The organism is Paenibacillus sp. BIC5C1, assembly GCF_032399705.1.
Taxonomy (GTDB): Bacteria; Bacillota; Bacilli; order Paenibacillales; family Paenibacillaceae; genus Paenibacillus; species Paenibacillus taichungensis_A.
Map to the genome: position 1 here is coordinate 187,092 of NZ_CP135922.1, position 11,733 is coordinate 198,824.

Consider the following 11,733-nt stretch of genomic DNA (forward strand, 5'->3'; position numbering starts at 1 on the left):
TTTTTGCGTTTTTAGACTGTCAAGTGCAACATTCTGGAATTAAGCCCGTCTGTTAGGTATCAAATCGATTTGAGTTTGAGATGTTAAAACTTAAGGAGGCTAACGTAATGGGTAAACTATGGATGAAACCGCTGGGCGCGGTGATGGTTGCAGGGACATTGCTTGTTGGAGGTACTGCGTGGGTGGCACCTAGTAATTATGCGTATGCTGCTGAGGTACAGGGGGTACAGCAAAACGTGATTAACGTTGTGGGTACAGGTGAGATTCAGGTGATGCCTGACATCGCTTATCTTTCCATTGGAGTGAACAGTACGGCAGATACGGCAGCTTCTGCTCAAAAAGCGAATGCAGCTAAAATTCAAAAGGTTAGCAATCTGCTGAAAAATACGTGGAAAATCAGTGCAGATGATATTCAAACCAGCCAGTTCTACGTACAGCCTAACTACACGTATAGTGAAAAAGACGGACAGAAGATCAAAGGGTACACAGCTCATCACACATTGACTGTAACGTACCGGGAGATGGATAAGATTGGTGAACTCCTGGATGCTGCATCCCAAGCTGGTGCCAACAATATTGAAAATGTTCGTTTTACGGTAGAAAAACCGGAGAGCTTTGAAGCTCAAGTAATTGAGAAAGCTGTTGCCAATGCGGATGTAAAAGCTGGAGCTATTGCAAAAGCGGTTAAACGTCAATTGGGTGCTGTTCTATCCGTAAGCCAAGGTGATGCCAATGTACCTGTGTTCTATGCAAGTGAGGCTCTGATGTCCAAAGCGTCAGCTGATTCTGCTGGTAGCACAGAAATTGAAACAGGACAGGTTAAAGTAAGCACAACGCTGAATATTACTTATGAAATGAAATAAGCGAAGTAAATAAAGGCTAGATGTCCGTTAAAGATATGCTTGAGCGGGCGAAAGGCAATAATGACAAAGACGTTGTCCGATGGACAGCGTCTTTTTTGTTATAAAGGCGGACTTTGATGAAGTTTGAAAAGAAGAGATGAAATATGACGAATTAAATTGCTGTTTTTTGGTATCTTTTTTGTCCATTTGTTCGTAACAAAACCTTCATTATAGGCATCTGGATCGAACAACATTGTAACTGGGGCTGTAAACCTTTCCGGAATTGGGTTAATTATAATAAAGAGGTGAGCGTATGAGGCATACGATCAAATCAGGATACATACGCAATGACACTCAAATTTGAATTCAAGAGAGGAGTTTTATATATGACATCATGGAAAAAATGGACAAGTGCACTACTGGCGGCTGGAATTATTGTGGGGAGCGGGGCTGTATGGCAGGATAGTTCCGTACAGGCAGCTTCGGTATCGACAAAAGTGACAACACCTACAGAGGTAACTCTGAAATCAGGAGGTAAAACACTTACTCAAAAAGGACTCCTTCAAGGTGGATCTACTTGGGTATCACTTACCGCAGTGAAAGATGTTGCAGGTGGAAGCTTGAAATATGATGCGAAAGCTAAGGAGTACTCCTTAACGGCAGCTAATAATACAATGACCATCAGCATGATCGATGGGGCACCGAGTGTTAGAGTTAATAACTACTATCCGCAAGTGGAAGCAAAACTGATCAATGGCCGTTTGTACATTCCGTTTTCTGCAATGAGAGATTATTTGGGAGTTCAGGGCAACTGGGATGGAAAAGCCAAGACACTAACGCTGAGCAAAGTGAAGCAAAATAGCGTGACAGTCAAAGCGGCAACAGTAAAAGTCAGCATCAAGAACGCTGAAGTGGATATTCAATATCCTCAGGTGAGCGGACTGGCAAACGATAAGGCAGAAGCAGCTATCAACAAGGTGCTGAAAGATGAAGTTGATGTTTTTGTAGCAGATTTCAAAAAAAAAACCAAGGAATTTGGCGACGCGGCAGCGAACCGTCCATATGCATTTGAGAGCACTTATGTGGTGACGTACAACGAAAATGGTGTGTTGGGTCTGGTTACTCAACGTTATGAGGACTATGCTGGTGCACATGGTATGACGACTCGTTCAGGACACACCTTTGCCCTGGATTCCGGTAAGGAACTGAGTCTGGATGATGTGATTCAAAATAACAAAACCGTGCGTGAGACAGTAAGCAAAAAAGTGGGAGATCAGCTTAAAGCTCGTGGTGGCTACCTTGAAGGCTATAAAGGGCTGAATAAAGATCAGGACTTCTATGTAACACCAACAGGTGCAGTTGTATTCTTCCAGTTGTATGAGTACACAGCTTATGCGGAAGGCTTCCCGGAATTCCCGTTCACGTACAAAGAGTTGCTGCCTAAAGGCACAGCGCCATTTAGTGGCTTAACAGCCAACAAGTAAAGTATGTGTTGGGCTTATTGCTAGCGTAATGATATGAAAGTTAAGTGAATCGATTGAATTTGTATCATGCAATCTTAAATTATCCTCAAAAAAAGGACGCCCACGTCATATTGACGAGAGCGTCCTTTTTTCATATGGCCAACTCAACTGGGCGTTGCCGTTTGAGTTGGCTATATGGTATATCCGTTTAATTGGTGATTCGCCTCGGCTTAGATGCCTTGGGAACCTACGTTTTCGATGACTTTATCGATGATACCGTAATCAGCAGCTTCAGCAGCACTCATAAAGTAGTCACGATCTGTGTCTTTCTCGATACGCTCCAGCGGTTGGCCTGAGCGCTCAGCGATGATACGGTTCAAGGTATCACGCATTTTCAGGATGCGGCGGGCACGAATTTCGATGTCCGAAGCCTGACCTTGCGCACCACCAAGTGGTTGGTGAATCATAATTTCGCTGTTAGGCAATGCAAAACGTTTACCTTTGGCACCTGCGTTCAACAGGAATGCACCCATGGAAGCTGCCATACCGACACAGATGGTAGATACATCCGGTTTGATGAATTGCATTGTATCGTAAATTGCCATACCGGCTGTAATGGATCCGCCTGGGCTATTGATGTATAAGTGAATGTCTTTCTCCGGATCTTCCGCAGCTAGGAACAACATCTGTGCCATGATGGCATTCGCCACAACGTCATTTACATCACTGCCAAGGAAGATGATGCGATCCTTCAGCAATCTGGAATAGATGTCATAGGCGCGCTCACCGCGGTTGCTCTGTTCAACGACCATTGGAATATAACTCACGTGAAAAACCTCCTCGGAAATGTAAATGTTAAATTGGTGTTTATATATAAACTGTTACCGTATTACCCACATCATAAACAATTTCAAACAAAAAGTCAAAGAAAGTCAAACTAAGTTTGAAAAAAAAGAAACCTATTCGGTTTCATTGGTTAAAAGGGTTATGAGCTGCTAATTAAGAATGGCGCGCCCGCCAAGAATCGAACTTGGATCTCAGGCTTCGGAGGCCTACGTCATATCCATTGGACCACGGGCGCACATTGATTATTGCTGTAAACATAGTTGCATAAAAGCAGTTTTGAAATAGAAGTTTCAAATATGTGACAGCAATAATGATTATAGCTCATGAATAATTGAATTGCAAGCAGATGTTCGCCGTGTTGGTTTGGAATACGCTGAAGATGATCATGATGAAGATAAGTGGATAAAGAACGCAAATAAGTAAATGCTAAAAGAGGTTTTGGACTTGCCATATGAAAAACGACAGTAAGCAATATATAGATGCGATTTTCACTTTGCTTCTATATATGGTATGGAACAGATTGTTCTCGATCATGGGAGATTGACATTGTGAAAATAGGCGCGTACAAACGCCTGAAATGTGTCGAAATAACGCTTCGAAACACTTGCATGTCGCGTCAGTTTTAGGTAGAATAGACGTGGGACTTAAAAAGTTAACCCGGGACGTTTTAGGGCCATGAAAGAAAGCTTGGAACGAGAAGCTTGCGGGAGTGGAAAGCATGCGAACGATTTTAGAAGTGCAAAAGCAGCTTCTGCCTGATCTCATGGATGTCTTGAAGAAGAGGTATACGATTCTGCGCCAGATCATGTTATCGGATGTGATCGGACGAAGAACGTTAGCTAATTCCATGCAGATGACCGAGCGGGTTCTGAGGGCTGAGACCGATTTGTTAAAGGCTCAGGGACTTATTGAAATTGACAGTGCAGGCATGAAGATCAGTGAGGCAGGGCATGAATTGCTGCAGCAGTTGGAACCCGTCGCCAAAGAGCTGTTTGGATTATCCGAACTGGAAGAGCGCATCAAGCAAGCCTACGGTCTGCAAAAGGTAGTAGTGGTTCCCGGCGATTCGGACATTTCTCCATTTGCCAAACGGGAACTGGGCAGAGCCGGAGCGAAGGCTCTGGGTAATATTATGAGTGATAACGATGTTGTCGCCGTAACGGGCGGTTCAACAACGGCTGGAGTCGCTGAGCAACTGACTCCGCCAACATCGCTGAAAGGCGTCTGGTTCGTACCGGCACGCGGTGGGCTGGGAGAAAGTCTCGAAATTCAGGCCAATACGATTGCATCCACGATGGCAAAACGGGTAGGGGCTCAATACAAACTCCTGCATGTACCGGATTTGCTTAGTGATCATGCCTATGAATCATTAATCCAGGACCCGAGTGTTCAGGAGATTCTGCAGCTGATCCGAAAATCGCGAATCGTCATTCATGGAATCGGTGATGCCGTAGAGATGGCACGGCGCCGCAAACTTGCGACAGAGATCATAGATGAACTTCAGGAGCAAGGGGCCGTATCGGAATCCTTCGGTTATTACTTTAATGATCAGGGTGAGGTGGTACATACCATGCTTACGCTGGGCATGCGACTCCAGGATATTGAACGAACCGATGTCGTGATTGGGATTGCAGGTGGCAAGAGCAAGGCTGCTGCCATACACTCTGTTCTGCGATTTGGTCAGGAAGATATTCTGATTATTGATGAGGCTGCTGCTGAAGTCATCGTCGCCGAAATGGAATAAGGTTTTATTTTGCACCACAACCATTGTTGTCTTGACGGACTTCACCGTCTGTCTTGAATATATAAGCTTCATAAAAAAATCAATCAAAACTTGGGAGGAACTTACTCATGATTAAAGTAGGTATTAACGGTTTTGGACGTATTGGTCGTTTGGCATTCCGCCGTATTCAAAATGTAGAGGGCATTGAAGTTGTAGCAATCAACGACTTGACTGATGCTAAAATGCTGGCTCATTTGCTCAAATATGATACAACTCAAGGTCGCTTCGATGGCGATGTTGAAGTACACGATGGCTTCTTCAAAGTGAACGGCAAAGAAGTTAAAGTATTGGCTAACCGTAACCCAGAAGAACTTCCTTGGGGCGACCTGGGCGTAGATATCGTTCTGGAATGTACTGGTTTCTTCACAACTAAAGAAGCAGCTGAGAAACACTTGAAAGGTGGAGCTAAGAAAGTTGTTATCTCCGCACCTGCTACTGGCGACATGAAAACCATCGTTTACAACGTAAACCATGAAATCCTCGACGGTACTGAAACTGTAATTTCCGGCGCATCTTGCACAACAAACTGCCTGGCACCTATGGCAAAAACACTGCAAGACAAATTCGGAATCGTTCAAGGTTTGATGACTACAATTCACGCTTACACTGGCGACCAAAACACATTGGATGCTCCACACCCTAAAGGTGACTTCCGTCGTGCTCGCGCAGCAGCTGAAAACATCATCCCTAACACAACTGGTGCTGCTAAAGCAATCGGTTTGGTTATTCCAGAACTGCAAGGTAAACTCGACGGTGCAGCTCAACGTGTACCAGTAGCTACTGGTTCCCTGACTGAGCTCGTAACTGTATTGGGTAAAAAAGTTACTGCTGAAGAAGTTAACGCAGTAATGAAAGAAGCTTCCGATCCACAAACTTTCGGATACACAGAAGACGAAATCGTATCTTCCGATATCCAAGGAATCACTTTCGGTTCCCTGTTTGATGCAACTCAAACTAAAGTTCTGACTGTTGGCGACCAACAATTGGTTAAAACTGTAGCTTGGTATGACAATGAAATGTCCTACACTGCTCAACTGGTTCGCACTTTGGAGCACTTTGCAAAAATGATCAAGTAATATCTGCAATAACATAGAGCGGAAACAGATGCTATTGTTTCCGCTCTTTATATATCAACATTTTGCAAATTTCTCAAAAACACCAGGATTGCAAGGGATTTGGGCCCTTGATTGGTCCACCAAATACATGGGTGCGGAGGAAATACAGATGAACAAAAAAAGTGTACGTGATATCGAATTGACAGGAAAACGGGCATTTGTGCGTGTAGATTTTAATGTGCCGCTCGAAGATGGTAAAATTACAGATGACAAACGTATTCGTGCCACGCTTCCTACGATCAATTACTTGATCGAAAAAGGCGCTAAAGTTATTTTGGCAAGCCACATGGGTCGTCCAAAAGGCGAAGTGGTTGAATCCATGCGTTTGACTCCAGCTGCTGAGCGTTTGTCCGAATTGCTCGGTAAAAAAGTCGTTAAAGCGGATGATTGCGTTGGCGAAACAGTAAAAGCTCAAATCGCTGAACTGAACAATGGCGACGTATTGTTGCTTGAGAACGTTCGTTTCCACGCAGGCGAAGAGAAAAACGATCCAGAACTCGCAAAACAATTTGCTGAACTGGCTGACGTATTCGTTAACGATGCATTCGGAGCAGCTCACAGAGCACACGCTTCAACAGAAGGTATCGCTCACTTGTTGCCAGCAGTATCCGGTCTGTTGATGGAGAAAGAACTTGAAGTGTTGGGCAAAGCAATCTCCAACCCTGAGCGTCCTTTCACAGCAATCATCGGTGGTTCCAAAGTTAAAGACAAAATCGATGTGATCGACAACCTGTTGAACATTGCAGACAACGTAATCATCGGTGGCGGTCTTTCCTACACATTCATGAAGGCTCAAGGTTATGAAGTAGGTCAATCCCTGCTGGATGAGTCCAAACTGGATGTAGCTCTGGGCTTCATTGAAAAAGCGAAAAAACTGGGTAAAAACTTCTATCTGCCAGTTGATATCGTTATCTCCGACGACTTCAGTGCGAACGCAAACACGAAGATTGTTGAAGTTGGCGACATTCCTGCAGATTGGGAAGGCATCGACATCGGTCCTAAAACACGTGAGATCTATGCTGACGTTGTTAAAAACTCCAAACTCGTTGTATGGAACGGACCAATGGGCGTATTCGAAATCGAGCCTTTCTCCCACGGTACTCGTGCAGTAGCGGAAGCTTGCGCTGAGACATCTGCATACACCATCATTGGTGGCGGTGACTCCGCAGCAGCAGCTGAGAAGTTCAAATTGGCTGACAAAATGGACCACATCTCTACAGGTGGCGGTGCATCGCTCGAGTTCATGGAAGGCAAAGTGCTTCCTGGCGTAGTTGCATTGAACGACAAGTAAGCTTTAAGCTATAGCATGAAGGAGTTGAAAACCATGAGAACACCGATTATCGCAGGTAACTGGAAAATGTTCAAAACGGTTTCCGAATCCAATGACTTCATTCAGGAAGTTAAAGGAAAAGCGGAAGTTGAAGGCGTAGAGACTGTTATTTGCGCACCGTTTACGAATCTGCCATCTCTGGTAGAAGCCGTTAAAGGCACAAACATCAAAATTGGTGCACAAAATCTTCATTTTGAAGACAACGGTGCATTCACAGGTGAAATCAGCGGCGTGATGCTGAAAGACCTGGGTGTGGATTACGTCATTATTGGTCACTCGGAGCGCCGTCAATATTTTGCGGAAACCGATGAGACTGTCAATAAAAAGTTGCACGCAGCATTCCGTCACGGATTGACTCCAATCTTCTGCCTTGGTGAGACGCTTGAAGAGCGCGAAGCTGATCAAACGAAAGACGTGTGCAAAGTGCAAACGGAAGCTGCTTTTGCAGGCCTGTCCGCAGATCAGGCAGCACAAGTAGTTATCGCTTATGAGCCAATCTGGGCGATTGGTACAGGCAAATCCTCCACTTCCCAAGATGCGAATGAAGTTATTGCTTACATTCGTACGCTGGTGAAGGATCTGTACGACCAAAAGGTAGCAGATGCAGTTCGTATTCAATACGGCGGCAGTGTTAAACCTGAGAACGTAACAGAATACCTCGGACAAAGCGACATCGACGGCGCGCTTGTTGGCGGTGCCAGCTTGCAGCCGGCTTCGTTCATCGCGCTTGTTGAGGGGGCGAAGTAATGACAGCTCCAAAACCTGTAGCGCTGATCATTATGGACGGCTTTGGTCTTCGTAACACGGAGGAAGGCAACGCGGTAGCGCAAGCCAAAAAACCGAACTATGACCGTTTTATGAGCCAATTCCCACACACAACTCTCACTGCTTGCGGTGAAGCTGTAGGTTTGCCTGAAGGGCAAATGGGGAACTCCGAGGTAGGTCACCTGAACATTGGTGCCGGCCGGATCGTATACCAGGATTTGACTCGTATCTCCAAATCGATTCGTGACGGTGAGTTTTTCGATAACGAAACACTCGTTAAAGCTGTTCGCGAAGCGAAACAAAGCGGTAAAAAGCTCCATTTGTATGGTTTGTTGTCCGATGGCGGCGTACATAGTCACATCGACCACTTGTTCGCTATGCTGGATCTCGCCAAAAAAGAAGAAATGAATGACGTATACATTCATGCCTTCATGGATGGCCGTGATGTTATGCCAGACAGCGGTAAAGAGTTCATGCAGAAGCTGATTGCCAAAATCGAGGAAGTCGGTGTAGGACAAATCGCAACGGTTCAAGGTCGCTACTATGCGATGGACCGTGACAAACGTTGGGAACGTGTTGAGAAATCATATCGTGCCATCGTTTATGGTGATGGACCAAAATACACTGATCCACTCAAAGCGGTTGAAGAATCGTATGAAAAATCCGTATTTGACGAATTCGTTGAACCAACGGTTATTGTTAAAGCGGATGGCCAGCCGGTAGGTTTGGTGGAGAGCGGCGATTCCGTCATTTTCCTCAACTTCCGTCCTGACCGTGCGATCCAACTGTCGCAAGTATTCACGAACCAGGATTTCCGTGGTTTCGACCGTGGTCCGAAGTTCCCTGTGGGCTTGCACTTTGTGTGTCTGACCTTGTTCAGCGAGACCGTTGAAGGTTATGTGGCGTACTCGCCTAAAAACCTCGACAACACGCTGGGTGAAGTCCTGGTACAAAACAACAAGAAACAATTGCGTATTGCAGAAACCGAGAAATACCCGCACGTAACCTTCTTCTTCAGCGGCGGCCGTGATGTTGAGCTTCCAGGCGAAACACGTGTGCTGATCAACTCACCAAAAGTTGCAACGTACGACTTGCAACCAGAGATGAGCGCGTATGAAGTAGCTGACGCATGTGTTCGCGAGATTGAAGCTGACAAACATGATGCCATCATTCTGAACTTTGCTAACCCTGATATGGTTGGACACTCCGGCATGCTGGAGCCGACGATTAAGGCAGTAGAAGTAACAGACGAATGCATGGGCCGTGTTGTGGATGCAGTTCTTGCTAAAGGCGGCGTTGTGCTGATTACTGCGGATCATGGTAACGCGGATATGGTGTTCGATGAGCAAGGACGTCCGTTCACGGCTCACACAACGAACCCGGTTCCATTCATCGTTACAGATGCGAACGTTACCCTGCGTGAAGGCGGAATCCTCGCGGATATCGCTCCAACGATTCTTGACTTGATGCAATTGCCTAAACCGGCTGAAATGACAGGTACATCTGTCATCGCTACCCGTAAATAATTTAATCTTAATAGGTTTTTGAATAAGACTGGAGTTACACTTTAACGGAGCGGGCAGAACCAATCTGCAGAAGCGAAGCGTTCGCCTTTATCACATGATTTCAACTTATGACGATAAGTTCGAAGAAATCAGGGGATAACAGCGATCGAAAGATGGTACTGCACGCGGAGTGTTTTAGTGAAACCAATTGTTCTGAACGTATTAAATAAAATTCCAAATTTAAAGGAGATTATCACTCATGACTATTATTTCTGACGTGTACGCTCGCGAAGTCCTCGACTCCCGCGGTAACCCTACAGTTGAAGTTGAAGTATACCTGGAGTCCGGCGCAATCGGACGCGCTATCGTTCCATCCGGTGCATCCACTGGTGCCCACGAAGCTGTTGAGCTTCGCGATGGCGACAAATCCCGTTACCTGGGTAAAGGTGTTCTGCAAGCTGTTAAAAACGTAAACGAAACAATCGCTCCAGAAGTAATCGGTATGGATGCATTGGATCAACTGGGTATCGACAAATTGATGATTACTTTGGATGGTACGCCAAACAAAGGTAAACTGGGTGCTAACGCAATCCTGGCTGTATCCATGGCTGTAGCTCGCGCAGCTGCTGACGCTCTGGACCTGCCATTGTATGTTTACCTGGGCGGATTCAACGCTAAAGCACTGCCAGTACCAATGATGAACATCATCAACGGTGGTGAGCACGCTGACAACAACATCGATGTTCAAGAGTTCATGGTTCTTCCAGTTGGAGCACCAAGCTTCAAAGAAGCTCTTCGTGTAGGTGCGGAAATCTTCCACAACCTGAAATCCGTACTGAGCTCCAAAGGTCTGAACACAGCTGTAGGTGACGAAGGTGGTTTCGCACCGAACCTTGGTTCTAACGAAGAAGCAATCACTACAATCATCGAAGCAATTGAAAAAGCAGGTTACAAACCAGGCGTTGACGTATTCCTGGGTATGGACGTTGCTTCCACTGAGTTCTACAAAGATGGTAAGTACACACTTGCTGGCGAAGGTAAATCTTACACTTCCGCTGAGTATGTTGACCTTCTGGCTTCATGGGTTGAGAAATACCCAATCATCACAATCGAAGACGGTATGTCCGAAGATGACTGGGATGGTTGGAAATTGCTCACAGAAAAATTGGGAGACAAAGTACAACTCGTTGGTGATGACCTGTTCGTAACGAACACAGAGCGTCTGGGTAGAGGTATCGAAGAAGGTATCGGTAACTCCATCCTGATCAAAGTTAACCAAATCGGTACATTGACTGAAACATTCGATGCAATCGAAATGGCTAAACGTGCAGGATACACTGCTGTAATCTCCCACCGTTCCGGTGAGTCCGAAGACAGCACAATCGCTGATATCGCTGTTGCAACAAACGCGGGTCAAATTAAAACGGGTGCTCCTTCCCGTACAGACCGTATCGCGAAGTACAACCAATTGCTCCGCATCGAGGATCAACTGGGTGAACTGGCTCAATACAATGGTCTTAAAGGCTTCTACAACCTCAAAAAATAAGTTGTCTTACGACAACTCACGGGCAAGTCGGGTAACCGGCTTGTCTTTTTTATTAAGTTGATTTTTAATTGCTCGAGATTAAAAAGGTTGAAAATGTTGGCGGTATCTCAGTAAATGAGGAAATGCCACTACTTGTATCACGTTAATAGCTGTGTTACAATTAAAGTAACTGTTTTTATGGTGAGATGTTATGCCCACATGGGTAGGAGGTGGAAAGAATGGATATTGCTTTGAAATTGCTGCTCGTGGTGTTTTCGATCGGTCTAATCACTGTAGTATTGCTGCAGCACGGGAAAAGCGCTGGTTTGGCGGGTGCCATCTCCGGTGGTGCGGAACATCTTTTCGGTAAAACGAAAGCGCGCGGACTGGATCTTTTCTTGCAACGTGCAACAGTTGTACTGGGTGCAGGATTCTTCATTTTGTCTATCATCGTTACGGTTGTCTCCAAGTAAGAGCTGGAGTTTCTTATGTAACGCGATAGTTTCGAGCAATGAACGCTTGAATGATTAACCTTCGTTTCGAGAAGAAACGGAGGTTT

The 11,733-nt window shown here is 45.5% G+C and carries 10 protein-coding genes and 1 tRNA gene; 9 read left to right on the top strand and 2 right to left on the bottom strand.

Annotated elements, in window-relative coordinates:
• Nucleotides 1-107 precede the first annotated feature (107 nt).
• Nucleotides 108-863 carry an SIMPL domain-containing protein gene (locus tag RS891_RS00895; protein WP_315794177.1) on the top strand — a complete coding sequence of 252 codons (756 nt, stop codon included), beginning with the start codon at nt 108-110 and terminating at the stop codon, nt 861-863.
• Between the two features lie 365 nt (nt 864-1,228).
• The gene (locus RS891_RS00900) at nt 1,229-2,326 is read left to right on the top strand and encodes a stalk domain-containing protein (RefSeq protein WP_315794178.1); all 1,098 of its coding nucleotides are present in this window, start codon (nt 1,229-1,231) and stop codon (nt 2,324-2,326) included.
• 209 nt (nt 2,327-2,535) lie between these two features.
• Here the strand turns inward: RS891_RS00900 and clpP are convergent, their stop codons facing one another.
• Together clpP and RS891_RS00910 are read right to left on the bottom strand one after the other, a co-directional pair.
• The gene (gene clpP, locus RS891_RS00905; protein WP_072735760.1) at nt 2,536-3,132 is read right to left on the bottom strand and encodes an ATP-dependent Clp endopeptidase proteolytic subunit ClpP; all 597 of its coding nucleotides are present in this window, start codon (nt 3,130-3,132) and stop codon (nt 2,536-2,538) included.
• Nucleotides 3,133-3,311: 179 nt separating this feature from the next.
• Nucleotides 3,312-3,386 (bottom strand) — tRNA-Arg (locus RS891_RS00910).
• Nucleotides 3,387-3,869: 483 nt separating this feature from the next.
• Between RS891_RS00910 and RS891_RS00915 the strand changes: the two genes are divergently transcribed.
• The 7 genes from RS891_RS00915 (at nt 3,870) to secG (ending at nt 11,647) form a co-directional block, all read left to right on the top strand.
• Entirely contained in the window at nt 3,870-4,895 is a 1,026-nt protein-coding gene (locus RS891_RS00915) for a sugar-binding transcriptional regulator (RefSeq protein ID WP_315794179.1), read from the top strand.
• A gap of 107 nt (nt 4,896-5,002) precedes the next feature.
• Nucleotides 5,003-6,010, top strand: a complete 1,008-nt coding sequence (gene gap / locus RS891_RS00920) for a type I glyceraldehyde-3-phosphate dehydrogenase (protein ID WP_056695277.1) — start codon at nt 5,003-5,005, stop codon at nt 6,008-6,010.
• Nucleotides 6,011-6,158: 148 nt separating this feature from the next.
• Nucleotides 6,159-7,340: a phosphoglycerate kinase gene (locus RS891_RS00925; RefSeq protein WP_113054227.1), complete on the top strand. Its 1,182-nt coding sequence runs from the start codon at nt 6,159-6,161 to the stop codon at nt 7,338-7,340.
• Between the two features lie 33 nt (nt 7,341-7,373).
• Nucleotides 7,374-8,126 carry a triose-phosphate isomerase gene (gene tpiA, locus RS891_RS00930; RefSeq protein ID WP_063566490.1) on the top strand — a complete coding sequence of 251 codons (753 nt, stop codon included), beginning with the start codon at nt 7,374-7,376 and terminating at the stop codon, nt 8,124-8,126.
• Nucleotides 8,126-9,670, top strand: a complete 1,545-nt coding sequence (gene gpmI, locus RS891_RS00935; RefSeq protein WP_315794180.1) for a 2,3-bisphosphoglycerate-independent phosphoglycerate mutase — start codon at nt 8,126-8,128, stop codon at nt 9,668-9,670. Before tpiA ends, gpmI begins: the two co-directional genes overlap by 1 nt.
• A 238-nt stretch (nt 9,671-9,908) precedes the next feature.
• Nucleotides 9,909-11,195, top strand: a complete 1,287-nt coding sequence (eno, locus tag RS891_RS00940; RefSeq protein ID WP_076291983.1) for a phosphopyruvate hydratase — start codon at nt 9,909-9,911, stop codon at nt 11,193-11,195.
• Between the two features lie 218 nt (nt 11,196-11,413).
• Nucleotides 11,414-11,647 carry a preprotein translocase subunit SecG gene (secG, locus tag RS891_RS00945; protein ID WP_024629498.1) on the top strand — a complete coding sequence of 78 codons (234 nt, stop codon included), beginning with the start codon at nt 11,414-11,416 and terminating at the stop codon, nt 11,645-11,647.
• Nucleotides 11,648-11,733: the final 86 nt, after the last annotated feature.

Coding starts and splice junctions, on each gene's coding strand:
- RS891_RS00895 (WP_315794177.1), top strand. CDS start 108: ATGGGTAAACTATGGATGAAACCGCTGGGCGCGGTGATGGTTGCAGGG.
- RS891_RS00900 (WP_315794178.1), top strand. CDS start 1,229: ATGACATCATGGAAAAAATGGACAAGTGCACTACTGGCGGCTGGAATT.
- RS891_RS00915 (WP_315794179.1), top strand. CDS start 3,870: ATGCGAACGATTTTAGAAGTGCAAAAGCAGCTTCTGCCTGATCTCATG.
- gap (WP_056695277.1), top strand. CDS start 5,003: ATGATTAAAGTAGGTATTAACGGTTTTGGACGTATTGGTCGTTTGGCA.
- RS891_RS00925 (WP_113054227.1), top strand. CDS start 6,159: ATGAACAAAAAAAGTGTACGTGATATCGAATTGACAGGAAAACGGGCA.
- tpiA (WP_063566490.1), top strand. CDS start 7,374: ATGAGAACACCGATTATCGCAGGTAACTGGAAAATGTTCAAAACGGTT.
- gpmI (WP_315794180.1), top strand. CDS start 8,126: ATGACAGCTCCAAAACCTGTAGCGCTGATCATTATGGACGGCTTTGGT.
- eno (WP_076291983.1), top strand. CDS start 9,909: ATGACTATTATTTCTGACGTGTACGCTCGCGAAGTCCTCGACTCCCGC.
- secG (WP_024629498.1), top strand. CDS start 11,414: ATGGATATTGCTTTGAAATTGCTGCTCGTGGTGTTTTCGATCGGTCTA.